At 64.8% G+C, this 22,512-nt stretch carries 22 protein-coding genes and 1 other RNA gene; 8 read left to right on the top strand and 15 right to left on the bottom strand.

Going from position 1 to position 22,512, the window contains the following annotated elements; all coding sequences use genetic code 11:
* From CAG41_RS01950 to CAG41_RS01935, 4 genes are read right to left on the bottom strand one after another with little or no spacing between them, the layout of a single operon-like run.
* On the bottom strand, positions 1-486 hold the full coding sequence (locus CAG41_RS01950; RefSeq protein ID WP_085581064.1) for a DUF4442 domain-containing protein: 486 nt from the start codon (positions 484-486) through the stop codon (positions 1-3).
* Complete coding sequence (ubiH, locus tag CAG41_RS01945) at positions 479-1,666, bottom strand: 2-octaprenyl-6-methoxyphenyl hydroxylase (RefSeq protein ID WP_085581066.1); 1,188 nt, start codon at positions 1,664-1,666, stop codon at positions 479-481. Before ubiH ends, CAG41_RS01950 begins: the two co-directional genes overlap by 8 nt.
* Positions 1,663-2,997: a Xaa-Pro aminopeptidase gene (gene pepP, locus CAG41_RS01940; RefSeq protein WP_085581068.1), complete on the bottom strand. Its 1,335-nt coding sequence runs from the start codon at positions 2,995-2,997 to the stop codon at positions 1,663-1,665. The genes ubiH and pepP overlap by 4 nt, the downstream gene beginning before the upstream one ends.
* A 27-nt stretch (positions 2,998-3,024) precedes the next feature.
* Positions 3,025-3,585: a YecA family protein gene (locus CAG41_RS01935; protein WP_085706655.1), complete on the bottom strand. Its 561-nt coding sequence runs from the start codon at positions 3,583-3,585 to the stop codon at positions 3,025-3,027.
* A 135-nt stretch (positions 3,586-3,720) separates the two neighbouring features.
* Between CAG41_RS01935 and CAG41_RS01930 the strand changes: the two genes are divergently transcribed.
* The 4 genes from CAG41_RS01930 to CAG41_RS01915 all read left to right on the top strand — a co-directional run bounded on the left by CAG41_RS01930 (position 3,721) and on the right by CAG41_RS01915 (position 5,139).
* A complete protein-coding gene (locus CAG41_RS01930) occupies positions 3,721-3,930 on the top strand; it encodes a TIGR02449 family protein (RefSeq protein ID WP_085581072.1) in 210 nt (69 codons plus the stop codon).
* On the top strand, positions 3,927-4,244 hold the full coding sequence (locus tag CAG41_RS01925; protein WP_085581074.1) for a cell division protein ZapA: 318 nt from the start codon (positions 3,927-3,929) through the stop codon (positions 4,242-4,244). Before CAG41_RS01930 ends, CAG41_RS01925 begins: the two co-directional genes overlap by 4 nt.
* Positions 4,245-4,274: 30 nt before the next feature.
* A non-coding RNA gene (gene ssrS, locus CAG41_RS01920) (6S RNA) lies at positions 4,275-4,453 on the top strand.
* An 80-nt stretch (positions 4,454-4,533) separates the two neighbouring features.
* Complete coding sequence (locus CAG41_RS01915) at positions 4,534-5,139, top strand: 5-formyltetrahydrofolate cyclo-ligase (RefSeq protein WP_085581076.1); 606 nt, start codon at positions 4,534-4,536, stop codon at positions 5,137-5,139.
* Positions 5,140-5,176: 37 nt separating this feature from the next.
* On the opposite strand, the gene CAG41_RS28535 is transcribed toward CAG41_RS01915, so the two are convergent.
* Positions 5,177-5,332 carry a hypothetical protein gene (locus CAG41_RS28535; RefSeq protein WP_170929950.1) on the bottom strand — a complete coding sequence of 52 codons (156 nt, stop codon included), beginning with the start codon at positions 5,330-5,332 and terminating at the stop codon, positions 5,177-5,179.
* 196 nt (positions 5,333-5,528) lie between these two features.
* On the opposite strand from CAG41_RS28535, the gene CAG41_RS01910 reads away from it, so the two are divergent.
* Positions 5,529-5,981, top strand: coding sequence for an EVE domain-containing protein (locus CAG41_RS01910; RefSeq protein WP_085581078.1), 453 nt, complete (start codon positions 5,529-5,531; stop codon positions 5,979-5,981).
* A 180-nt stretch (positions 5,982-6,161) separates the two neighbouring features.
* On the opposite strand, the gene CAG41_RS01905 is transcribed toward CAG41_RS01910, so the two are convergent.
* Positions 6,162-6,569, bottom strand: a complete 408-nt coding sequence (locus CAG41_RS01905; RefSeq protein ID WP_085581080.1) for a flagellar basal body-associated protein FliL — start codon at positions 6,567-6,569, stop codon at positions 6,162-6,164.
* A 150-nt stretch (positions 6,570-6,719) separates the two neighbouring features.
* Between CAG41_RS01905 and CAG41_RS01900 the strand changes: the two genes are divergently transcribed.
* The gene (locus tag CAG41_RS01900; RefSeq protein ID WP_085706654.1) at positions 6,720-7,697 is read left to right on the top strand and encodes an NADPH:quinone oxidoreductase family protein; all 978 of its coding nucleotides are present in this window, start codon (positions 6,720-6,722) and stop codon (positions 7,695-7,697) included.
* Between the two features lie 15 nt (positions 7,698-7,712).
* Here CAG41_RS01900 and CAG41_RS01895 read toward each other — a convergent pair whose 3' ends face one another.
* Positions 7,713-8,342, bottom strand: a complete 630-nt coding sequence (locus CAG41_RS01895; RefSeq protein ID WP_085581084.1) for a flagellar basal body-associated protein FliL — start codon at positions 8,340-8,342, stop codon at positions 7,713-7,715.
* A gap of 224 nt (positions 8,343-8,566) precedes the next feature.
* Here CAG41_RS01895 and glpT point away from each other — a divergent pair, with 224 nt between their 5' ends.
* Complete coding sequence (gene glpT / locus CAG41_RS01890) at positions 8,567-9,916, top strand: glycerol-3-phosphate transporter (RefSeq protein WP_085581086.1); 1,350 nt, start codon at positions 8,567-8,569, stop codon at positions 9,914-9,916.
* Here the strand turns inward: glpT and CAG41_RS01885 are convergent.
* The 6 genes from CAG41_RS01885 to trxA all read right to left on the bottom strand — a co-directional run bounded on the left by CAG41_RS01885 (position 9,892) and on the right by trxA (position 17,287).
* Positions 9,892-10,560 (bottom strand): gamma-glutamylcyclotransferase, encoded by a 669-nt coding sequence (locus CAG41_RS01885; protein WP_085581088.1) that lies wholly within the window; start codon positions 10,558-10,560, stop codon positions 9,892-9,894. The genes glpT and CAG41_RS01885 overlap by 25 nt on opposite strands.
* Before the next feature lie 196 nt (positions 10,561-10,756).
* Complete coding sequence (locus CAG41_RS01880) at positions 10,757-11,725, bottom strand: CDP-6-deoxy-delta-3,4-glucoseen reductase (RefSeq protein ID WP_085581090.1); 969 nt, start codon at positions 11,723-11,725, stop codon at positions 10,757-10,759.
* The gene (gene ubiD / locus CAG41_RS01875) at positions 11,725-13,191 is read right to left on the bottom strand and encodes a 4-hydroxy-3-polyprenylbenzoate decarboxylase (protein WP_085581092.1); all 1,467 of its coding nucleotides are present in this window, start codon (positions 13,189-13,191) and stop codon (positions 11,725-11,727) included. The genes CAG41_RS01880 and ubiD overlap by 1 nt, the downstream gene beginning before the upstream one ends.
* Positions 13,192-13,260: 69 nt before the next feature.
* A complete protein-coding gene (locus CAG41_RS01870) occupies positions 13,261-15,255 on the bottom strand; it encodes an acyltransferase family protein (RefSeq protein ID WP_085706653.1) in 1,995 nt (664 codons plus the stop codon).
* Positions 15,256-15,450: 195 nt separating this feature from the next.
* Positions 15,451-16,710 (bottom strand): transcription termination factor Rho, encoded by a 1,260-nt coding sequence (rho, locus tag CAG41_RS01865; protein ID WP_085581097.1) that lies wholly within the window; start codon positions 16,708-16,710, stop codon positions 15,451-15,453.
* A 247-nt stretch (positions 16,711-16,957) separates the two neighbouring features.
* A complete protein-coding gene (trxA, locus tag CAG41_RS01860) occupies positions 16,958-17,287 on the bottom strand; it encodes a thioredoxin TrxA (protein WP_085581099.1) in 330 nt (109 codons plus the stop codon).
* A 275-nt stretch (positions 17,288-17,562) separates the two neighbouring features.
* On the opposite strand from trxA, the gene ppx reads away from it, so the two are divergent.
* Complete coding sequence (gene ppx / locus CAG41_RS01855; RefSeq protein WP_085581101.1) at positions 17,563-19,065, top strand: exopolyphosphatase; 1,503 nt, start codon at positions 17,563-17,565, stop codon at positions 19,063-19,065.
* Positions 19,066-19,149: 84 nt separating this feature from the next.
* Here the strand turns inward: ppx and ppk1 are convergent, their stop codons facing one another.
* Both ppk1 and hemB read right to left on the bottom strand, forming a co-directional pair.
* Positions 19,150-21,372, bottom strand: a complete 2,223-nt coding sequence (gene ppk1, locus CAG41_RS01850; protein ID WP_085581103.1) for a polyphosphate kinase 1 — start codon at positions 21,370-21,372, stop codon at positions 19,150-19,152.
* An 18-nt stretch (positions 21,373-21,390) separates the two neighbouring features.
* On the bottom strand, positions 21,391-22,404 hold the full coding sequence (gene hemB / locus CAG41_RS01845; RefSeq protein ID WP_085581105.1) for a porphobilinogen synthase: 1,014 nt from the start codon (positions 22,402-22,404) through the stop codon (positions 21,391-21,393).
* Between the last annotated feature and the right edge of the window lie 108 nt (positions 22,405-22,512).

The following is a 22,512-nucleotide window of genomic DNA, read 5'->3' as shown; positions in this document are numbered from 1 at the left end:
TTAGGCCTGTCTCGCTTGCGGCTTGAGCCGCACGTAAAGGGTTTTTCCGACCCGCGCCACCAGGGTGCCGGCGCCGTCATGAATGTCGACCTGCAACTGCGGCAGGTACTTGTCGCCGTTGGCGGTCTGCCGGCGGACGTCGTCCAGCAGCGCGTCGTCGATGCTGAACCTTGCGAACACAGGGCCCTTGCCCGGTGAGATGAAATCGATGTCGGCGGCCTTGTCCCAGACGATGTAGCGCGGCCCGAGGTTCTCCATCAGCATCAGCATGAAGAACGGGTCGACCATCGAATACAGACTGCCGCCGAACTGGGTGCCGACGTAGTTGCGGTTGTGCCAGCCCAACCCCATCGACACCCGGATGTCGCGAAAGTCATCGCTGATGTGCCGCACCCGGACGCCGGCGCCCAGATACGGCGGGTAGAACGTCAGGAACCAGCGCATCAGCCGCGCCTTGCCGAAGCGGCGCATCAGCCACTTACGCATCCGGCCGCGTCCCCAGCCCCATGGCCTGGCGGGCGAACCAGCGCTTGGCCGGCGGCAGCAGATCGAGGCCGAGCAGGCCGATGTTGCGCCCCAGCGCCACCAAAGGCTGGGTGCTGCCGAACAGGCGGGTGACCTGGTCGGAGAAGCCCACGGTGAGGGTTTGATCCAGCCGTTGGCGTTCACGGTAAGCCTGCAGCGTGGCGAAGTCACCCAACGGCTTGTCGCTGGCCAGCAGCGCGGCCGCCAGCGCATCGGCATCGCGCAAAGACAGGTTGAAGCCTTGCCCGGCGATCGGGTGCAGGCTGTGGGCGGCATTGCCGAGCACGGCCAAATGCGGGCGCACCTGCTCTTCGGCCTCCACCAGCGCCAGCGGGTACAGGTGCCGGGCGCCGACCTGCTTCAGGGTGCCGAGGCGATAGCCGAACACACCTTGCAGTTCGCTGAGGAAATCCCGCTCGCTGAGGCCGGTCAGGCGCTGCGCGTCCATCCCCAGCCGTGTCCAGACCAGTGCGCAGCGGTTGTCCGGCAGCGGCAGCAAGGCCATCGGGCCGTCATCGGTGAAGCGCTCGAAGGCCATGCCGTTGTGCGCTTCGCTCGGGGTGATGTTGGCGATCAGCGCGCTCTGGTTGTACGGACGCTTGCGCACGTTGATGCCCAACTGCTCGCGCAGGCCGGAGCGGCCGCCGTCGGCGAGCACCGCCAGGTCGCATTCGACCGTGGTCTCGTCGTTGAGGGTCAGGCGGTAACCGTCGGGCAAAGGCTCCAGGCGCGTGACCTCCGCCGGGCAGCGCCAGCTGATCACGTCCTTGTCCAGGTGCTGCCACAGGCACTGGCCGAGCCAGGCGTTCTCCACCACGTAACCGAGGGCCGGCACGCCCTCCTCCATCGCCGACAGGCGGGCGGTGGAGAAGCGTCCGCGGTCGGACACATGGATCTGCTTGATCGGCTCGGCGCGGCGGGAGATCTCCTGCCACACGCCCAGCCGCTGATAGATCTGCCGCGAGCCGAACGACAGCGCCGACGACCGGGCGTCGTAGCTCGGCTGCCAGGTGTCGCCGGGGGCGAACGGTTCGATCAGCACGATTTTCCAGCCCCGGGCCTTGGCTCCGGCCTGCAGGGCCAACGCCAGGCTGGCGCCGACCAGGCCGCCGCCGATGATCGCCAGATTGACCCGGCTCATGCCGCGTCCGCCCGGGCCTGCGCCATCAGGGCCTCGATCTCGGCGACGGTCTTCGGCACGCCGCCGGTCAGGATTTCACAACCGTTCTTGGTCACCACCACGTCGTCCTCGATGCGCACGCCGATGCCGCGCCATTTCTTCGCCACGTTCAGATTGTCCGGGGCGATGTAGATGCCCGGTTCCACGGTCAGCGCCATGCCGACCTCCAGCACCCGCCATTCGCCGCCGACCTTGTACTCGCCGACGTCGTGCACATCCATGCCCAGCCAATGCCCGGCGCGGTGCATATAGAAGGCCTTGTAGGCTTCGGACGCGATCAGCTCGTCGACCTCGCCCTGCAACAGCCCCAGCTCCACCAGCCCGGCGGTGATCACCCGCACCGTGGCTTCGTGCGCCTGGTTCCAGTGCCGGTTCGGGGCGATTTGCGCGAACGCGGCTTCCTGGGAGGCCAGCACCAGCTCGTAGATCGCCTTCTGCTCGGCGGAAAACTTGCCGTTGACCGGCCAGGTGCGGGTGATGTCGCTGGCGTAGCAGTCGATCTCGCAGCCGGCGTCGATCAGCACCAGGTCGCCGTCCTTGAGCAGCGCATCGTTCTGCTGGTAATGCAGGATGCAGCCGTTGCGCCCGGCGGCGACGATCGAGCCGTAGGCCGGCATCTTCGCCCCGCCCTTGCGGAACTCGTAATCGAGCTCGGCTTCCAGGCTGTACTCGTGCAGGCCGGGCCGGCCTGCCCGCATCGCCCGGATGTGGGCCTGGGCCGAGATCCGCGCGGCCTCGCGCATCACCTTCACTTCCGCCGCCGATTTATACAGGCGCATGTCGTGCAGCAGGTGATCCAGGGCAACGAATTCGTTCGGCGGCTGGGCGCCGAGGTGGGCCTTGGAGCGGATCACGTTGATCCAGTCCATCAGGTGCCGGTCGAACTCCGGGTTGCTGCCCATGGCCGTGTACACCCGGTCGCGGCCTTCGATCAGGCCCGGCAGGATGTCGTCGATGTCGGTGATGGGGAACGCGTCGTCGGCGCCGTAGTCGCGGACCGCGCCTTCCTGGCCGGCGCGCAGGCCGTCCCACAGCTCGCGCTCGGGGTTGCGCTCACGGCAGAACAGCACGTATTCGCCGTGCTCGCGGCCGGGCATCAGGACGATCACGGCCTGGGGCTCGGGGAAGCCGCTCAGGTACTGGAAGTCGCTGTCCTGGCGGTACACGTGCTCGACGTCGCGGTTGCGGATGGCCACCGCGGCGGCGGGCAGGATGGCGATGCTGTTGGGTTCCATCTGCGCCATCAACGCCTTGCGGCGACGGCCGTACTCCGCTTTCGGGATATGGATCATGGGCAGACGGACGTCCCTGTTCGGCGATCAGTGCAGAGAAGGCTTGGCGGCCGGTGCGCCAACCTGCTTGTTGGTTTCGGTGAACAGCAAGAGCGGAGCGACCCGCAGGTACTCCATGACTTCCATGTAGTCGCTCTCGCCGTCTTCGGAGTCTTCCAGCGCATCCTGAACCTGGGAGATCGCGACCAGATCCTGCAGCACTTCAGTGGTTTCGGTGCTCAGGCTGCTGCGGTCGGGCGAGTTCTGGCCGAAACCGGAAATGAAGCCCTGGCACCACTGGCCCAGCGCGGCGGCGCGTTCGGCCAGCGGCGCGTCGTCGGTCGGCAGCAGCAGGACCACGGCCATGTCTTCGCCGGTCAGTTCGCTCTTGACCATTTCCTGGAGGCCGATCAGGGCGTTGCGCACGTTGTCCCCAGGCTCGGTCTCGAGCAGGGAGGCCACGTCGCTCAGCCAGCCGTCGACGTCGAAGCCGGCGCCGGCGCAGCTGCGGCCGAGCAGCAGGCCGTGCAGTTCGGCGGGCGAGACGGGATGGCCACTGGCGCTCAGCAGGGTGGCGAAGGCTTGATAAGGGGAATTCTGAATGGGCATGGGCAGCTAGGCGCCAGACGGCGCTATGTCTAGAATGAAGGCCTTGTATCCTACATCGACAGACCCGCCAAGACCATTAAAGGCTGACCGCCAGCCAGGCGCCCGCCTCCGTCAGACACGAAATCAGTGGACACAATGGAAGACATCGACCTGCAAGCGCTGATGGCCAGACTCGAACTGCTGATTGACCGAGTCGAGCAACTTAAGAGGCAAAACGCACTCTTAACAGCTCAGGAAAAGACCTGGCGCGAGGAACGCGCGCATCTCATTGAAAAAAACGAAATCGCCCGGCGTAAGGTCGAATCGATGATTTCGCGTCTCAAGGCCCTGGAGCAAGACTCATGAGTTCAAGCAATAGCGTCACCGTGCAGATCCTCGACAAAGAGTATTCGATCATCTGCCCCCAGGAAGAGCGCAGCAACCTGATCAGCGCCGCCCGCTACCTGGACGGCAAGATGCGCGAGATCCGCAGCAGCGGCAAGGTCATCGGCGCCGACCGCATCGCCGTGATGGCCGCGCTGAACATCACCCACGACCTGCTGCACAAGGAAGACCGCCCGGCCCTGCAGGCCAGCGGCTCGACCCGCGAGCAGGTGCGCGACCTGCTCGAACGCGTCGATCTGGTGCTGGCCACCGATCCGGACGTCAGCAAGGGCTGATTCGCCGGGACGCTTGAGGTATACTCGCGGCACTCCCTGGGGTGCTTGCCAGTTGACGATGTCCCTGAGCCGATTTGCACTACCCTGGGGGTTGCACGTTGGGCTGGTGTGCATGTCCGCCAGACGGAAAGCCTTAAAGCCTACTGCATCCTCCACCTTGAACTCTCGGGTTCAAGGGCTAAGTCGACAGCGGCTCATCCGGGGAGCCTGATTCGAATCCGATGCCGGTGCATGCCGGCATCGGATTTTTTATGCGTACGTTTTCGCACCCCTTCGCCGAAGCCGAACCATGACCGAACCCGCGCCGCCGACCCGCCCCCAATTGCGCCGACAGCTGCGCAAGGCCCGCCGCTCGCTGACGCCGAGCCAGCAACGCGAGGCCGCCGAAGGCCTGTACCGGCAATTGGCGCAGCACCCGCAGTTCCGCCGCGCCAAGCATGTTTCCCTGTACCTGCCCACCGACGGCGAAATCGACCCGCGCCTGCTGCTGCGCGCCGCCCAGCGCCGGGGCAAGGCCACCTACCTGCCGGTGCTCAGCGCCTGGCCGCGGACCAAGATGGTGTTCCAGCGCATCCGCCCCGGCGAGAAGCTTGCGCCCAACCGTTTCCGCATCCTCGAACCGCGGATCAACCCGGCCCGCCAGCGCAGGATCTGGGCGCTGGACCTGGTGCTGTTGCCGTTGGTGGGGTTTGACGATGTCGGCGGACGCCTGGGGATGGGCGGCGGCTTCTACGACCGCAGCCTGGCCTACCTCGCTCGGCGCAAGAACTGGCGCAAGCCGGTGCTGCTGGGGCTGGCCCATGAATGTCAGAAAGTGGGGCGTCTGGCGCAGGCCAGCTGGGATGTGCCGTTGCAGGGCACGGTGACGGACAAGGCGTGGTACGTCGCAGAATAGACGCCGCGAGGGAAAAGGCAGCGTCGCAAGAAGGGGTTCAGCGCTTGAAGGCGGTCGACTGCTGGACCTGCTGCGCCACTTCGACCGGTGCGTCGGCCTTGTTGGCCCACAGGCTCTGCGCATAACCGGTGGTCACGACGCCGAGACCGAACAAGATCACCAATGTCCAAAGCAAATCCGGTTTGCGTTTCATCGATTGCCCCCCTCAAGGCACATCATCACGATGACAGCAGCGGTTTCCGTTCGTAGCCGTGCAGCAGCGTCAAGCTTTAAAGGCCGGCATTTTGCGACAACGTGAACCGCCGCGCAAACGCTGACGTCAACCGACCGTCGGTTTGTCATAAAATTGCCGACGACCTGCCCGACGACCCCTGCGAGGAGCAAGAACCATGGCCTATTGGCTGATGAAATCCGAACCCGACGAGCTCTCGATCAAAGGCCTGCAGCAGCTCGGCAAGGCGCGCTGGGACGGCGTGCGCAACTATCAGGCGCGCAATTTCCTGCGTTCCATGGCGGTCGGCGACCTGTTCTTCTTCTATCACTCCAGCTGCCCGGAGCCGGGCATTGCCGGGATCGGCCGGATCGTTCAGGCGGCCTACCCGGATCCGACGGCGCTGGAGCCGGAAAGCCACTATTACGACCCGAAGGCCACACCCGAGAAAAACGCCTGGAGCGCGATCGATGTGGAGCACGTCGAGACGTTCGCCCGGGTGCTCAAGCTCGATTACCTGAAGCAGCAGACCGCGCTGGCGGAAATGCCGCTGGTGCAGAAAGGCTCGCGGCTGTCGGTGATGCCGGTGACGCCGCAGCAGTGGGCGGCGGTGGTTGCGCTCAAGCCTTGAGCCGTTCGTCGGCGCAAAGAATGCCTTGCGATCGATGCTGCCCGGCGGCGCCTCGACTGGCGCCATCGCCAGCAGGCTGGCTCCCGCAGGGTATAGCGGATGCATGCAGGATCTGCGTCACCACCAAAACCTTTGGGAGCTTGCCTGCAAGCGATGAGGCCGGCGCAGTCACCCCGTCATTTACTGAATGATCAGGTTGTTGAACAGCAGATCCTCGACCACCGGCTTGCCGGTTTCGTCGTTCATCACCTGCTGGGTCTGCTTCAACGCTTCCTGACGCAGCTTTTCCTTGGCTTCGAGGCTGTTCATGGTCTCGGTCGACTGCTGTGCGAACAGCGCCACCAGTTGATTGCGGATCAGCGGCTCGTTGGCCTTGACCAGCTTGGTCGATTCCTCGCCGGTCACGCGCAGCGCCACGTCGGCCTTGTAGACCTTCAGCTTCGGCGTGCCGTCCAGCCCGTAGTTGCCCACGAACGGCGGGCTCAGGGTGATGTAGTTGACCTTCGGCGCCTCGCCTTCTTTGGCTTCTTCGGCCAGCGCTGCCACAGGCAGAGACAGGGCCAGCAACAACATGATCCACGCTTTCACAATTCGCTCCTTATCCGGTTTGCGGCCTAGCATAACGGCCCGCCGCGCAAGCACAAGCTTATGGCGGACTATCAGGGCCGGGCATGCTCGTTGACCCGTCGACGGCCACACCTACACTTATCGGCCATCACTCCCAAAGGAATAGCCCTGATGAAAGCCGTGCTGTGCAAAGCCTTCGGCCCTGCCGAATCGCTGGTGCTGGAAGAGGTCGCCAGCCCTGCCCCGAAGAAGAACGAAATCCTGCTGGAGGTGCACGCCGCCGGGGTCAATTTCCCGGACACGCTGATCATCGAGGGCAAGTACCAGTTCAAGCCGCCCTTCCCGTTTTCGCCGGGCGGCGAAGCGGCCGGCGTGGTGCGTGAAGTCGGGGAGAAGGTCAACCATCTCAAGGTCGGCGACCGGGTGATGGCGTTGACCGGTTGGGGCAGCTTCGCCGAGCAGGTCGCGGTGCCGGGCTACAACGCGCTGCCGATCCCGCCGTCGATGGACTTCAGGACGGCCGCCGCCTTCAGCATGACCTACGGCACCTCGATGCACGCCCTCACCCAGCGCGGCAACCTGCAACCGGGCGAAACCCTGCTGGTGCTCGGCGCGTCCGGCGGCGTCGGCCTGGCCGCCGTGGAAATCGGCAAGGCCCTGGGCGCCCGGGTGATCGCCGCCGCCAGCAGCGCCGAGAAGCTCGCGGTGGCCAAGGCCGCCGGCGCCGACGAACTGATCAACTACAGCGAAACCAGCCTCAAGGACGAGATCAAGCGCCTCACCGACGGCCAGGGCGCCGACGTGATCTACGACCCGGTCGGCGGCGACCTGTTCGACCAGGCCATCCGCGCCATCGCCTGGAACGGCCGCCTGCTGGTGGTGGGTTTCGCCAGCGGACGCATCCCTGAACTGCCGGTCAACCTCGCGCTGCTCAAGGGCGCTGCGGTGCTCGGCGTGTTCTGGGGCTCCTTCGCCCAACGCCAGCCCCAGGACAACGCCGCGAACTTCCAGCGACTGTTCGGCTGGTTCGCCGAAGGCAAGCTCAAGCCGCTGGTGTCGCAGGTGTATCCGCTGAGCGAGGCGGCGCAGGCGATCAATGACCTGGGCCAGCGCAAGGCGGTGGGCAAGGTGGTGGTGCAGGTGCGCTGAGCCGGCAAAGTACCGTCAGATCCGGGGCGACATCGCTCCGTCACCCGGCAGCAGGTGCTCCTGGACCTTCTCGCTGCGTGACGGAATGAGTCGCCCCTTGTCGTCGAAACGCAGGACGATCACCCAGTCGTAGACCCCGTCCGGCCACTTGCGCTGGCCCATCAGCGCCGTGGCGTCGCCGCCGAACGCCTTGATCAGCTTGTCGATGTGCCCGTGGTGCCAGGCGATCAGCACCGTCGGCGCCTTGTTGCCTTTGCGCAGCAATTTCACCAAGTCATGGACATCGCCGTTGATGTAGGGCTGCTCGACCGACAGGTTCAGACGCCGGGCCAGCGGGGTCAGGGTCAGGCGCGAGCGGACGCTTTCGGGGCTATCGCCGGCGGCCAGCAGGCGCTGGGGCGTCAGCGCCTGGCCATCCAGCTCCAGCGGGTTGAAGTAATCGGCATAGGCCGCGGCACGCTGCTCGCCCCGGGCGTTGAGTTCGGTTCCGACGTCGGGCTTCTCGGCATGCCGGATGATCAGCACCGTGGCATTGCGCAAACCGGAATGCCCGGGATGGTCAGTGAAGACCAGCGCCAGCAAGCCGGCGGTGAGAACGGCCGCCACCAGCAGGCGGACCACAAGCATGCGCACCTTCAAAGCCATCATTCATCTCTGCAGAACAGTCGGTCGACGGATCGCGAGTCTAAGCCGCCCGATGTTCACACGTGGTGAAAACGCCCCGTTCTTACAGCTGAGCGACAGGTTCGTAAAAGAACGTGCGTTTTCCAACATTTCCGCTGTTTTGCGGATGGCAGGCGGTGCTATTTTCGGTAACGAAACTGTAACATTCACATCCGCAGTCAAAACAAGAATTCTGGAGCTCTTGAATGTTTGCTTTCTTTCGACCTGCCGCACATCAGGCTCCCCTGCCTGAAGAAAAAATCGACAGTACCTACCGACGCCTGCGCTGGCAGATCTTCGCCGGCATCTTCTTCGGCTACGCGGGCTACTACCTGCTGCGCAAGAACTTCTCCCTGGCCATGCCGTACCTGATCGACCAAGGCTACAGCCGCGGCGACCTGGGCCTGGCGATGTCGGCCATCGCCATCGCCTACGGCCTGTCCAAGTTCCTCATGGGCCTGGTGTCCGACCGTTCCAACCCGCGCTACTTCCTGCCGTTCGGCCTGCTGGTGTCCGCCGGGGTGATGTTCATTTTCGGTTTCGCGCCATGGGCGACCTCCAGCGTGACCATGATGTTCATCCTGCTGTTCATCAATGGCTGGGCCCAAGGCATGGGCTGGCCGCCGAGCGGACGCACCATGGTGCACTGGTGGTCGCAGAAGGAGCGCGGCGGCGTGGTGTCGGTGTGGAACGTGGCGCACAACGTCGGCGGCGGCCTGATCGGCCCGCTGTTCCTGGTCGGCATGGGCCTGTTCAACGACTGGCACGCCGCGTTCTACGTCCCGGCGGCGGTGGCCCTGGCGGTGGCGGCGTTCGCCTTCATCACCATGCGCGACACCCCGCAGTCGGTCGGCCTGCCGCCGATCGAGAAGTACAAGAACGACTACCCGGAAGGCTACGACGCCAGCCACGAAGACGAATTCAGCGCCAAGGAAATCTTCGTCAAGTACGTGCTGCGCAACAAAATGCTCTGGTACATCGCCATGGCCAACGTGTTCGTCTACCTGCTGCGCTACGGCGTGCTGGACTGGGCGCCGACCTACCTCAAGGAAGCCAAGCACTTCGACGTCGACAAGACGTCGTGGGCGTACTTCTTCTACGAGTGGGCGGGGATTCCGGGCACCCTGCTGTGCGGCTGGATGTCGGACAAGATCTTCCGCGGCAACCGCGGCCTGACCGGCATGGTGTTCATGGCCCTGGTGACCGTGGCGACCCTGGTGTACTGGCTGAACCCGGCCGGCAACCCAACCGTCGACATGATCGCCCTGTTCTCCATCGGCTTCCTGATCTACGGCCCGGTCATGCTGATCGGCCTGCAGGCGCTGGAACTGGCGCCGAAGAAAGCCGCCGGCACCGCAGCGGGCTTCACTGGCCTGTTCGGTTACCTGGGCGGTTCGGTCGCGGCCAGCGCCGCGATGGGCTACACCGTCGACCACTTCGGCTGGGACGGCGGTTTCGTGCTGTTGGTGGGCGCCTGCCTGCTGTCGATGGCCTTCCTGGCCCCGACCCTGCTGCACAAGCAAGCCGCCAGTCAGAGCCGCGAAGCGCTCGCCTGATCGGCCTGTGACCGGCAGCGCCTGAGCCGCGCCTCCAGATTGCGGTCTGGCATGGCGTGGCTGCGCAGGGCGTGGGCGGTCTGCTCGACATAGTCGCGCGTCGTGCCGTAGCGCCCGCAGGCGCTTTCGAACACCTGGCTCAGCACATGGTCCGGCAGGTTGCCGGCATAGCTGGGCAGGTGCCGCTCCAACACGAACCCCAACGCCTGAACCTGATTGCCATCCTCCAGACGGCAATTGAGCCAGTGCGGCCGGTAGGACGGAAACGGCATCTCGCGTTTCCACAGGGCATACAGTGCGCTGTCGAGATTGTCTTCCGGCAACCGGTAGGCGAAGCCGCTGCACGAGCCCCCACGATCCAGGCCGAACACCAGCCCCGGCATCTCCGGCGTGCCGCGGTGCTCGTGAGACCACAGGTACAGGCCGCGGTGATAGCCGTGCACCCGCCCGCGCACCCGTTCGACCGCCGTGCATTCCGGCCGCCAGATCAGCGATCCGTACGCGAACAGCCACACCGGCCCGCCCTTGTGGCGCGCCATGGTCGATTGCATGGAGAGGAGAAGCTGTTCGTGGGTCAGCTGCGGCCCGAGATCGAGCCGCGGAGGGTAAGCCGGATGCGAAAAACCGTTTTCGATGGCGCTCATGGCGAATAGCGTTCAGCTCCCCGCGGGTGAAGAATTACTAAATAGAACGCACCGCTGTAACAATAAGGCACATATGTTTTAAGGCAATTGAAGTGCCCGGCGCTTTCATTCATCCATTGCCGGATTGGTATATAACCTACCGGTATTCATGCAATTACATAAATACCGATCGGCTATATATGGAGGTATATCGAACTTATCCCCGAGGAGCGTAGGCGAACACGTCGGCGCGCATCTGATGGGCGTCCATCCCGGCCTCGACCAGCGCATCGAGCGTGCCGTAGACCATGGCCGGCGAGCCGCTGGCATAGACGTGCAAGGCCTTGAGGTCGGGGAAATCTTCGCACACCGCTTCGTGCAGCATCCCGCAGCGCCCTTCCCAGCCGCATTGATCGCTGACGACCTTGTGCAGGAACAGGTTGGGCAACTTCAGCCATTCGTCCCAATGTTCGATGCGGTAGAAGTCTTCCGGCCGGCGCACGCCCCAATACAGGTGCACCGGGTGCTTGAAGCCGTTGGCCCGGCAGTGTTCGATCAGGCTGTGGATCTGGCCCATGCCGGTGCCGGCGGCGATCAGCACCAGCGGCCCCTCGGGCAGTTCGGCCAGGTGGGTGTCGCCGAACGGCAGCTCGACGCGCACCAGCGGGTTGCGCTGGAGCTGGTCGATCAGGCTCAGCGCGCTGTTCTCACGCGCCAGCACGTGGATCTCCAGGTCGCGGCCGGCGTGGGGCGCCGAGGCCATGGAGAACGCCGATTTCTCGCCGTTCTCGCGCTCGATCATCAGGTACTGCCCGGCGTGGTAGCGCGGCGGCTTGCCGGCCGGCGCCCGCAGGCGCACCCGCCAGGTATCGCCGCCGACGTCCCGGCATTCGACGACCTGACACGACAGGCTGCGCACCGGCAACTCTCCCAGCGCGAGCACGCCATCCCACAGCACGATGCAGTCTTCCAGCGGCTCCGCTATGCAAGTGTAGAACTCGCCGTGGTCATGCACCTTGCCGGCCTGTTCGACCCGGCCTTCCACCAGCAGCGCCGCGCACACATGGCAATTGCCGTTGCGGCAGCTCTGCGGGCATTCGTAGCCCAGGCGCCGCGCACCATCGAGAATCCGCTCGCCGGGCCGTATCTCTAGCACCGCTCCGGAGGGCTGAAGGGTTACACGCATCAATCTATTCCTAACTGATTCCAGATGGCATCGATCCGTTGGGTGACGGCGTCGTCCTTGACGATGACGCGGCCCCATTCGCGAGTGGTCTCGCCCGGCCACTTGTGGGTGGCGTCCAGCCCCATCTTCGACCCCAGCCCCGACACCGGCGAGGCGAAGTCGAGGTAGTCGATGGGCGTGTTGTCGATCATCACCGTGTCGCGCTTGGGGTCCATGCGCGTGGTGATGGCCCAGATCACGTCGTTCCAGTCCCGGGCGTTGATGTCGTCGTCGGTGACGATAACGAACTTGGTGTACATGAACTGTCGCAAAAACGACCAGACACCCAGCATCACGCGCTTGGCGTGCCCCGGATACGACTTCTTCATCGTCACCACGGCCATGCGGTACGAGCAGCCCTCGGGCGGCAGGTAGAAGTCGGTGATCTCCGGGAACTGCTTCTGCAGGATCGGCACGAACACTTCGTTCAGCGCCACGCCGAGGATCGCCGGCTCATCCGGCGGCCGGCCGGTGTAGGTGCTGTGGTAGATCGGCTTGATGCGGTGGGTGATGCGCTCGACGGTGAACACCGGGAAGCTGTCCACCTCGTTGTAGTAGCCGGTGTGGTCGCCGTAAGGGCCTTCGTCCGCCATCTCGCCCGGGTGGATCACGCCTTCCAGGATGATCTCGGCGGTGGCCGGCACCTGCAGGTCGTTGCCGCGGCATTTCACCAGTTCCGTGCGGCTGTCGCGCAGCAGGCCGGCGAAGGCGTATTCGGAGAGGCTGTCCGGCACCGGCGTGACCGCGCCGAGGATGGTCGCCGGATCCGCGCCGAGGGCCACGGACACCGGGAACGGCTGGCCCGGATGCTTCTCGCACCACTCGCGGTAGTCCAGCGCCCCGCCCCGGTGGCTGAGCCAGCGCATGATGACCTTGTTGCGGCCGATCACCTGCTGACGGTAGATGCCCAGGTTCTGGCGATCCTTGTTCGGGCCTTTGGTGACGGTCAGGCCCCAAGTGATCAGCGGCGCGACATCGCCCGGCCAGCAGTGCTGGATCGGCAGTGTAGCCAGGTCGACGTCGTCGCCCTCGATGACCACTTCCTGGCACGGCGCGTCCTTCACGACCTTCGGCGCCATCGCGATGATCTTGCGGAAGATCGGCAGCTTCGACCACGCATCCTTCAGGCCCTTGGGCGGCTCGGGCTCCTTGAGGAACGCCAGCAGCTTGCCGATCTCGCGCAGTTCGTCGGTGGACTCGGCGCCCATGCCCATCGCCACCCGCTGCGGGGTGCCGAACAGGTTGCCGAGCACCGGGATGTCGAAGCCGGTCGGATTCTCGAACAGCAGCGCAGGCCCCTTGGCCCGCAGGGTGCGGTCGCACACCTCGGTCATCTCCAGCACCGGCGAGACGGGCACCTGGATGCGTTTCAACTCTCCGCGCTGCTCAAGCTGCTGCACGAAATCCCGAAGATCCTTGAATTTCATTGACGATGGCACCCTCAAAATAGGCGTACATCCTACCTGCTATGCCGCCCGCTGGCAGCCCGTCAGGCCTCACTTGGCTGCATTGGCCTGCCCTTTGCGAAGGTTCGCCCCGGCCTGCAGGCCGACGAACAACGGTTCGAGGACCGGCGCCACGAACCGCGCGCCGACTTCCGAGAGGTGATTGTCGTCGGTGTACAAGGAATGGCCGTCGAGTTCGGCGCGGCAAAAACCTTCCGCGTCGCACAGCCGCGGCGCCGGATCCACCACCCGCACCGCCGGATCCTGCGCCAGCTGGGCGAACAGCCCGCTGATGAAAGTCTGCCGCTTGAGGTGCTCGCCGAGCGCCAGGCCGACATCGTCCACCGGGCGGTTGAGCATCGCCAGGCGCGTGAGCCGGTACGGCGGGCTGAAAGCCTGCAGCGGCGCCTCCTTCACCAGCCAGACCCGATGCCCGCCGGCCCGCAGCTGCGCCACCCGCGCCCGCAGGCCATCGGCCAGGCGCTGCTCGGCGACGGCGCGGTCGTAGTGCCCGTCGGCGGCCTTCAGGGCGTGGGCCAGATCGCCCTTGGCGTCGCCGTAGAGGTAGAGGCTCCAGCGCGCCACCAACACCACGTCGCTCACCGGCGGCGCCAGGGCATGCTCGACCCGCTGGTTGAAGCGCGCGCAGCGGGCGTCATGCTCGAGGCCCTGCACCGGCACGCAACCGGGGGAACTGGCCAGCATCACGCTCACGGCATGGGCCTTGGCGCCGTCGTCGAACACCGGGATCAGCGCGGTGGCGTGGCTGTCGCCCCAGACCAAGGTGCGGGCCGGGCCGTTCGCGGCGCCGTAATGGCAGAACAATTTGTCGTCCGGCGTCTTGTCGTCGGCCAGGCACGCCATCAGCTCCGGCCGCCACTCGCGCCCCTTGGCATACTGCAGCGCCTGCTCGGACAGGCGCCACGGCAAGCCGTCGGTCCAGCGCAGGCTCTGTCCGGCCAGGCCGATCACCAGCACGCCGCAGGCACCGGCCAGCAGGATCTGCCGACGGCCGGCGAGCAGGCGACGCTCGCGGAACGGCGTCTCGACGAATTTCCAGGACAGATAGCCCAACACCAGCGTCAGCAGAATCAGGCCCAGGGTGTCGAACGCGCCCGGCTCATCGACACTGGCGTAGCTGGAGAACACGAACACCGGCCAGTGCCACAAGTACCAGGAATACGACACCAGGCCGAGACCGACCATCAACCGGCTGCTCAGGAGCTCGCCGACCCAGGTCCGGCGGTGCCCGTTGGCCAGGATCAGCGCCACCACGCCCAGCACCGGCAGCAGCGCCGCCACACCGGGGAACGGCGTGGCCTTGTCGTAGCCGAACACCGCCAGCAGGATCAGGGTCAGGCCGAGCAGGCTCAGGCCCTGCGCCGCCATCGGCTTCAAGCGCCAGGCGCTTTTCGGCGCCACCGCCAGCATCGCTCCGGCCAGCAGTTCCCAGGCGCGCATGGGCAGCAGGAAGAAGGCTTTTTCCGGGTGGTGGCTGACGGCCCAGACACTCAGACCGAAGGACACCAGCAACACGCCGAACAGCGCCAGCCGCCAGTGCTTCAGGCGCCCGGACAGCACAGTCAGCAGCAATGGGAAGAGAATGTAGAACTGCTCCTCCACCGCCAGCGACCAGGTGTGCAGCAGCGGCTTGAGGTCGGAGGCGACATCGAAGTAGCCGTCCTGCCGCATGAACAGCAGGTTGGAGACGAACATCACCTGGTAGCGCACCGAGCGCCCCAGCTCTTCGTAGTCCTTTGGCGCCAGCAGGAACCAGCCCACCGCCAGCACGGCGAGTATCATCGCAAACAGCGCCGGCAGGATCCGCCGGGCGCGCCGGGCCCAGAAGTCGACGAAGCTGAAGCGCCCGGCCTGGCGCTGGTTCCAGATGATCGAGGTGATCAGGTAGCCGGAAATCACGAAGAACACGTCCACGCCGACAAAACCGCCGGTAAAGCCCGGAACCCCGAAATGGAACAGCACAACGGCGATCACCGCGACTGCGCGCAAGCCGTCGATATCCCTTCGATAAGCGAGAGTGCTCATAATTTGTTCAATGCCGATCAGATGGTTGTTTTCTGTGCAGCCGCGACGCTCTCCATGAGCCGCCCGCACTCGCTGCCTGTTGTTATGCCCAGTCACTGACCATACCAGATCGCGAACCTCCCATCGCCCAGACAAAAAAACAGGCAAAAAAATGGCGCCCCGCAGGGCGCCACTTTTCGGACTCGACCGTCTATGTCACTTGCGCTTCATCGACAGGAAGAATTCGTCGTTGGTCTTGGTCGTCTTCAGCTTGTCGACCAGGAACTCGATGGCCGCGACTTCGTCCATCGGGTGCAGCAGCTTGCGCAGGATCCACATGCGCTGCAGCTCGTCGTCGGCGGTCAGCAACTCTTCGCGGCGGGTGCCGGACTTGTTGATGTTGATGGCCGGGAACACACGCTTCTCGGCGATGCGGCGGTCCAGCGGCAGCTCCATGTTGCCGGTGCCCTTGAACTCTTCGTAGATCACTTCATCCATCTTCGAGCCGGTCTCGACCAGCGCAGTGGCGATGATGGTCAGCGAGCCGCCTTCTTCGATGTTGCGCGCCGCGCCGAAGAAACGCTTAGGCTTCTCCAGGGCGTGGGCATCGACACCACCGGTCAGCACCTTGCCGGAGCTCGGGATCACGGTGTTGTAGGCGCGGGCCAGACGGGTGATGGAATCCAGCAGGATCACCACGTCCTTCTTGTGCTCGACCAGGCGCTTGGCCTTCTCGATCACCATTTCGGCCACTTGCACGTGACGGGTCGGCGGCTCGTCGAAGGTCGAGGCGACCACTTCGCCGCGCACGGTGCGCTGCATTTCGGTCACTTCTTCCGGACGTTCGTCGATCAGCAGCACGATCAGGTGAACTTCCGGGTTGTTACGGGCGATATTCGCTGCGATGTTCTGCAGCATGATCGTTTTACCGGCCTTCGGCGGCGCCACGATCAGACCACGCTGGCCTTTGCCGATCGGCGCGCACAGATCGATCACACGACCGGTCAGGTCTTCGGTGGAACCGTTGCCGGCTTCCATCTTCATGCGCACGTTCGGGAACAGCGGGGTCAGGTTCTCGAACAGAATCTTGTTCTTCGCGTTCTCAGGACGGTCGAAGTTGATCGTGTCGACCTTGAGCAGGGCGAAATAACGCTCGCCTTCCTTCGGCGGGCGGATCTTGCCGACGATGGTGTCGCCGGTGCGCAGGTTGAAACGGCGGATCTGGCTCGGCGAGACGTAGATGTCGTCGGGACCTGCGAGGTAGGAAGCGTCAGCGGAGCGCAGGAAGCCGAAGCCGTCCTGGAGAATCTCCAGCACGCCATCACCGGAGATTTCCTCACCGCTTTTCGCGTGCTTTTTCAGCAGGGAGAAAATCACGTCCTGCTTGCGCGAACGGGCCATATTTTCTATGCCCATGTCTTCGGCCAGCTGGAGCAGGTCGGTAATCGGCTTTTGCTTGAGTTCAGTCAGATTCATATAGGAATGACGTAATCATTTATAGAGGGGGGAAATTAAGCTTTTGGCTTAATGAGGCCGCGCCGCGGAGAAGGCGACAGGATCGCGTACTTGTTCGAAAGGAGTGCGTCGGCGACGGCTAGCAGGGGGCAGTGGAGAAACCAGTGCGGGGCCGAATGTATCACCTGAGTTTCGGAGCGTCTAGCCCTGAATAAGCAAAAAGCCCCGCAATTTGCGGGGCCTTTTTCAGCGGACTTTACAGCGGCGCTCAGAGGCTGGCGTCGAGGAAAGCCTTGAGCTGGGACTTCGACAGCGCGCCGACCTTGGTCGCTTCGACGTTGCCGTTCTTGAACAGCATCAGGGTCGGGATGCCGCGCACGCCGTGCTTGGCCGGGGTTTCCTGGTTCTCGTCGATGTTCAGCTTGGCGACGGTCACCTTGCCCTGGTACTCGGCGGCGATGTCGTCCAGGACCGGAGCGATCATCTTGCACGGGCCGCACCACTCAGCCCAGTAGTCGACCAGGACAGCGCCTTCGGCCTTGAGTACGTCAGCTTCGAAGCTAGCGTCGCTAACGTGTTTGATCAGATCGCTGCTCATGGAATTCTCCAGGTTGTAAGCAAAAAAACGTGGCCCATCATAGCCGCCCTTCCCCTGTTCAGGAAGCCGCAGATGATTGAGTCTCGCTATGGTGGCTCATGAGTTTGGGTATAGCTCAAACCGCGCGTCGCCGGGGCCCCGGCGAAAGGCGGCAGCTCAGGTCGGCCAAGGATCTTGCGCGAATCTGCGCAGGATCAAGGGTTTGGCCCCTGCGCGTTGGCGGCGGCGTTTGATCGTGGCACGATGTCGGGGTTATCGACCGAGACCCCCTGACCATGCCCCAGAACCAAGCCAAGAATCTGTCCCTGATCGCCGCGATCGACCTGGGCTCCAACAGCTTCCACATGGTCGTGGCCAAGGCCCAGAACGGCGAGATCCGCATTCTCGAACGCCTCGGGGAGAAGGTCCAGCTCGCCGCCGGCATCGACGAAGAGCGCCACCTCAACGAAGAATCGATGCAGCGCGGGCTCGACTGCCTCAAGCGCTTTGCCCAACTGATCAACGGCATGCCCCTGGGTGCCGTGCGGATCGTCGGCACCAACGCCCTGCGCGAGGCGCGCAACCGCGTCGAGTTCATCCACCGCGCCGAAGAGATCCTCGGCCATCCGGTGGAGGTCATCTCCGGCCGCGAAGAAGCGCGCCTCATCTATCTGGGCGTCTCCCACACCCTCGCCGACACGCCGGGCAAGCGCCTGGTGGCCGACATCGGCGGCGGCAGCACCGAATTCATCATCGGCCAGCGTTTCGAGCCGCTGCTGCGCGAAAGCCTGCAGATGGGCTGCGTCAGCTTCACCCAGCGCTACTTCAAGGACGGCAAGATCACCCCGGCCCGCTACGCCCAGGCCTACACGGCGGCGCGGCTGGAGATCATGAGCATCGAGCACGCCCTGCACCGCCTGACCTGGGACGAGGCCATCGGCTCCTCGGGCACCATCCGCGCCATCGGCCTGGCGCTGAAGGCCGGCGGCCACGGTTCGGGCGAGGTCAACGCCGAAGGCCTGGCCTGGCTCAAGCGCCGGCTGTTCAAGCTCGGCGACGCGGACAAGATCGACTTCGAAGGCATCAAGCCTGACCGCCGGGCGATCTTCCCGGCAGGCCTGGCGATTCTCGAGGCGATCTTCGACGCCCTCGAACTCAAGCGCATGGATCACTGCGAAGGCGCGCTGCGCGAAGGCGTGCTGTACGACCTGCTGGGCCGCCACCATCACGAAGACGTGCGCGAGCGCACCCTGACGTCGCTGATGGAGCGCTACCACGTCGACCTGGAACAGGCGGCGCGGGTCGAGCGCAAGGCCCTGCACGCCTTCGACCAGGTCGCCGCGGACTGGGACCTGGAGGACGGCATCTGGCGCGAACTGCTGGGTTGGGCGGCGAAAGTGCACGAAGTCGGCCTCGACATCGCCCACTACCACTACCACAAGCACGGCGCCTACCTGATCGAGCACTCGGACCTGGCCGGGTTCTCCCGCGAGGACCAGCAGATGCTGGCGCTGCTGGTGCGCGGCCACCGCCGCAACATCCCCAAGGACAAGTTCGCCGAGTTCGACGACGACGGCATCAAGCTGATCCGCCTGTGCGTGCTGCTGCGCTTCGCCATCCTGTTCCACCACATCCGCGGCACCCAGGCGATGCCGCAAGTGGCGCTGCACGCCAACGGCGACACCCTCGATGTGGAGTTCCCGGAACACTGGCTGGACGACAACCAGCTGACCCAGGCGGACTTCGCCCTGGAGGCGGAGTGGCTGACGCGGGTCGGGATCGTGCTGACCGTCCACTGACCGGTGGCGACCGACCCGCCGCAGGAAACCGGCGAAACAAGAAGGCGATCCCGAGGGATCGCCTTTTTTGTGCCTGGCCGTCGGTCAGCTGCTGACCGGCAGGATCGGGCTGCCCAGCCGCTCCAGCAGCGTCGCCTGGGCGCTGCGCGGGTTCTGGTTGCCCGTCGGCGTGTTGCGGATGTAGCGGCCGTCCGACTGCAGGCTCCAGCTGTGGGTGTTGTCGGTCAGGTACAGCTCCAGCTCCTTCTTGACCCGGGTCAGCAGCTTCTTGCCTTCCACCGGGAAGCAAGTCTCGACCCGTTTGTCGAGGTTGCGCTCCATCCAGTCGGCGCTGGAGAGGAACATCTGCTCCTCGCCGCCGTTGAGGAAATAGAACACCCGGGTGTGCTCCAGGAAGCGGCCGATGATCGAACGCACGTGGATGTTGTGCGATACCCCGGCGATGCCCGGACGCAGGCAGCACATGCCGCGCACCACCAGGTCGATGCGCACGCCGGACTGGCTGGCCTTGTACAGCGCGCGGATGATCTTCGGATCGGTCAGCGAGTTGAACTTGGCGATGATGTGCGCCGGCTTGCCGTCGAGGGCGAACTGCGTCTCGCGGGCGATCATGTCGAGCATGCCCTTCTTCAGCGTGAACGGCGCATGCAGCAACTTCTTCATGCGCAGCGTCTTGCCCATGCCGATCAGTTGGCTGAACAGCTTGCCGACGTCTTCGCACAGGGCATCGTCGGAGGTCAGCAGGCTGTAGTCGGTGTAAAGGCGGGCGTTGCCGGCGTGGTAGTTGCCGGTGCCGAGGTGGGCATAGCGCACGATCTCACCCTGCTCGCGGCGCAGGATCAGCATCATCTTGGCGTGGGTCTTGAAGCCGACCACGCCGTAGATCACCACCGCGCCGGCCGCCTGCAGACGGCTGGCCAGCTGCAGGTTGGACTCTTCGTCGAAGCGCGCGCGCAGCTCGATGACCGCGGTCACTTCCTTGCCGTTGCGCGCCGCGTCCACCAGGGCATCGACGATTTCCGAGTTGGCGCCGGAGCGGTAAAGGGTCTGGCGCACCGCCAGGACGTGCGGATCCTTGGCCGCCTGGCGCAGCAGATCCACCACCGGCGTGAACGACTCGAACGGGTGCAGCAGCAGGATGTCCTGCTTGCTGACCACACTGAAAATGTTCTCGCTGTTCTGCAGAAGCTTGGGGATCTGCGGGGTGAACGGGGCGTTCTGCAGCTCCGGATGGCTGTCCAGGCCAGTGATGCTGAACAGGCGGGTCAGGTTGACCGGGCCGTTGACCTGATACAGCTCGGTCTCGCTCAGGTTGAACTGCTTGAGCAGGTAGTCGGACAGATGCTTAGGGCAGGTGTCGGCGACTTCCAGGCGCACCGCGTCGCCGTAGCGGCGCGAGAACAGCTCGCCGCGCAGGGCCCGGGCCAGGTCTTCGACGTCTTCGGAGTCGAGCGCCAGGTCAGCGTTGCGGGTCAGGCGGAACTGGTAGCAGCCCTTGACCTTCATGCCCTGGAACAGGTCATCGGCGTGGGCGTGGATCATCGACGACAGGAACACGTAGTTGGCGCCCGGGCCGCCGACCTCTTCCGGCACCTTGATGATCCGCGGCAGCAGGCGCGGCGCCGGGATGATCGCCAGGCCCGAGTCGCGGCCGAAGGCGTCGATGCCTTCGAGCTCGACGATGAAGTTCAGGCTCTTGTTCACCAGCAGCGGGAACGGGTGCGTCGGGTCAAGGCCGATCGGGGTGATGATCGGCGCGATCTCGTCGCGGAAATAGCGGCGCACCCAGGTCTTGAGCTTGGTGGTCCAGTAGCGCCGGCGGATGAAGCGGATCTGGTGCTTTTCCAGCTCCGGCAGGAGGATGTCGTTGAGAATCGCGTACTGGCGGTCCACGTGGCCGTGCACCAGTTCGCTGATCCGGGCCAGGGCCTGGTGCGGCTGCAGGCCGTCGGCGCCGGCCTGCTCACGGGCGAAGGTGATCTGCTTCTTGAGGCCGGCGACGCGGATCTCGAAGAATTCGTCGAGGTTGCTGGAGAAGATCAGCAGGAACTTCAGCCGCTCCAGCAACGGATAGGACTCGTCCAGCGCCTGTTCCAGCACGCGGATGTTGAACTGCAGTTGCGACAATTCCCGGTGGATGTACAGGCTGCTGTCATCCAGGCCCGGAATCGCGATCACCGGGGCCGCGGCGGCTTCGGCGGCCGGCGCGGGTGGCGCGGGCTCGAGCTCCGGTGGCGTCTCGGTGATCTGCTCGACCACGGGTTGAGCGTCTTTTACGGCAACTTCAGTGAGTCCTTCGGTATTCATCGAATGTTCCTGGGAGGGCTATTTCTGCTCTCGTAACAATTGGGCGGCACGGACAGCAAAGTAAGTCAGGATGCCATCAGCGCCCGCACGTTTAAAGGCGGTCAGGGATTCGAGGATCACGCCTTCGCTCAACCAGCCGTTCTGGATCGCCGCCATGTGCATGGCATATTCGCCGCTGACCTGATAGACGAAGGTCGGCACCTTGAAGGCATCCTTCACCCGGAACAGGATGTCCAGGTACGGCATGCCCGGCTTGACCATCACCATGTCCGCGCCTTCAGACAAGTCGGCGCCCACTTCGTGCAGGGCTTCGTCGCTGTTGGCCGGATCCATCTGATAGGAGGCCTTGTCGGCCTTGCCCAGGTTCGCCGCCGAGCCCACCGCGTCGCGGAACGGCCCGTAATAGGCACTGGCGTACTTGGCCGAGTAGGCCATGATCCGCACGTTGACGTGGCCGGCCACTTCCAGGGCCTCGCGGATCGCCTGGATGCGCCCGTCCATCATGTCCGACGGAGCCACCACCTGGGCGCCGGCCTCGGCATGGGACAACGCCTGCTTGACCAGCGCATCGACGGTGATGTCGTTCTGCACGTAGCCGCTTTCGTCGAGGATGCCGTCCTGGCCGTGGGTGGTGAACGGATCCAGGGCGACGTCGGTGATCACGCCCAGTTCCGGGAACCGCGCACGCAAGGCCCGGGTGGCGCGCTGGGCGATGCCTTCAGGGTTCCAGGCCTCGGCGGCGTCGAGGGACTTGAGCCCGGGCGGGGTGACCGGGAACAGCGCCAGCGCCGGAATGCCCAGCTCGACCCACTTGGCCGCCTCTTCCAGCAGGAGGTCGACGGTCAGGCGCTCCACGCCCGGCATCGAGGCCACGGCTTCGCGGCGGTTCTCGCCGTCGAGCACGAACACCGGCAGGATCAGGTCGTCGACCGTCAACACGTTTTCACGCACCAGCCGACGGGAAAACCCGTCACGGCGGTTGCGGCGCAGGCGGGTGGCTGGGAACAAGCGGTTGGCAGGGGTAAAGCTCACGGCAGACTCCTGAGCCCGCGCAGACGGGCGAGCGTGACAGTTATAAGCGGCCATTATGACGGTCGTATTACAGTTATGTGCACCCCTGTGACAGGTAGTCGCATTCCA

The sequence above is a fragment of the Pseudomonas sp. B35(2017) genome (genome assembly GCF_002113645.1).
GTDB classification, from domain to species: domain Bacteria; phylum Pseudomonadota; class Gammaproteobacteria; order Pseudomonadales; family Pseudomonadaceae; genus Aquipseudomonas; species Aquipseudomonas ekonensis.
This window is presented reverse-complemented; position numbering and strand designations above follow the sequence as displayed.

Coding starts and splice junctions, on each gene's coding strand:
- ubiH (WP_085581066.1), bottom strand. CDS start 1,666: ATGAGCCGGGTCAATCTGGCGATCATCGGCGGCGGCCTGGTCGGCGCC.
- CAG41_RS01915 (WP_085581076.1), top strand. CDS start 4,534: ATGACCGAACCCGCGCCGCCGACCCGCCCCCAATTGCGCCGACAGCTG.
- CAG41_RS01925 (WP_085581074.1), top strand. CDS start 3,927: ATGAGTTCAAGCAATAGCGTCACCGTGCAGATCCTCGACAAAGAGTAT.
- ppx (WP_085581101.1), top strand. CDS start 17,563: ATGCCCCAGAACCAAGCCAAGAATCTGTCCCTGATCGCCGCGATCGAC.
- CAG41_RS01880 (WP_085581090.1), bottom strand. CDS start 11,725: ATGCGTGTAACCCTTCAGCCCTCCGGAGCGGTGCTAGAGATACGGCCC.
- CAG41_RS01935 (WP_085706655.1), bottom strand. CDS start 3,585: ATGCCCATTCAGAATTCCCCTTATCAAGCCTTCGCCACCCTGCTGAGC.
- CAG41_RS01895 (WP_085581084.1), bottom strand. CDS start 8,342: ATGGCTTTGAAGGTGCGCATGCTTGTGGTCCGCCTGCTGGTGGCGGCC.
- ppk1 (WP_085581103.1), bottom strand. CDS start 21,372: ATGAATACCGAAGGACTCACTGAAGTTGCCGTAAAAGACGCTCAACCC.
- pepP (WP_085581068.1), bottom strand. CDS start 2,997: ATGATCCATATCCCGAAAGCGGAGTACGGCCGTCGCCGCAAGGCGTTG.
- trxA (WP_085581099.1), bottom strand. CDS start 17,287: ATGAGCAGCGATCTGATCAAACACGTTAGCGACGCTAGCTTCGAAGCT.
- CAG41_RS01870 (WP_085706653.1), bottom strand. CDS start 15,255: ATGAGCACTCTCGCTTATCGAAGGGATATCGACGGCTTGCGCGCAGTC.
- CAG41_RS28535 (WP_170929950.1), bottom strand. CDS start 5,332: ATGAAACGCAAACCGGATTTGCTTTGGACATTGGTGATCTTGTTCGGT.
- CAG41_RS01910 (WP_085581078.1), top strand. CDS start 5,529: ATGGCCTATTGGCTGATGAAATCCGAACCCGACGAGCTCTCGATCAAA.
- CAG41_RS01950 (WP_085581064.1), bottom strand. CDS start 486: ATGCGTAAGTGGCTGATGCGCCGCTTCGGCAAGGCGCGGCTGATGCGC.
- CAG41_RS01885 (WP_085581088.1), bottom strand. CDS start 10,560: ATGAGCGCCATCGAAAACGGTTTTTCGCATCCGGCTTACCCTCCGCGG.
- glpT (WP_085581086.1), top strand. CDS start 8,567: ATGTTTGCTTTCTTTCGACCTGCCGCACATCAGGCTCCCCTGCCTGAA.
- rho (WP_085581097.1), bottom strand. CDS start 16,710: ATGAATCTGACTGAACTCAAGCAAAAGCCGATTACCGACCTGCTCCAG.
- CAG41_RS01930 (WP_085581072.1), top strand. CDS start 3,721: ATGGAAGACATCGACCTGCAAGCGCTGATGGCCAGACTCGAACTGCTG.
- CAG41_RS01900 (WP_085706654.1), top strand. CDS start 6,720: ATGAAAGCCGTGCTGTGCAAAGCCTTCGGCCCTGCCGAATCGCTGGTG.
- ubiD (WP_085581092.1), bottom strand. CDS start 13,191: ATGAAATTCAAGGATCTTCGGGATTTCGTGCAGCAGCTTGAGCAGCGC.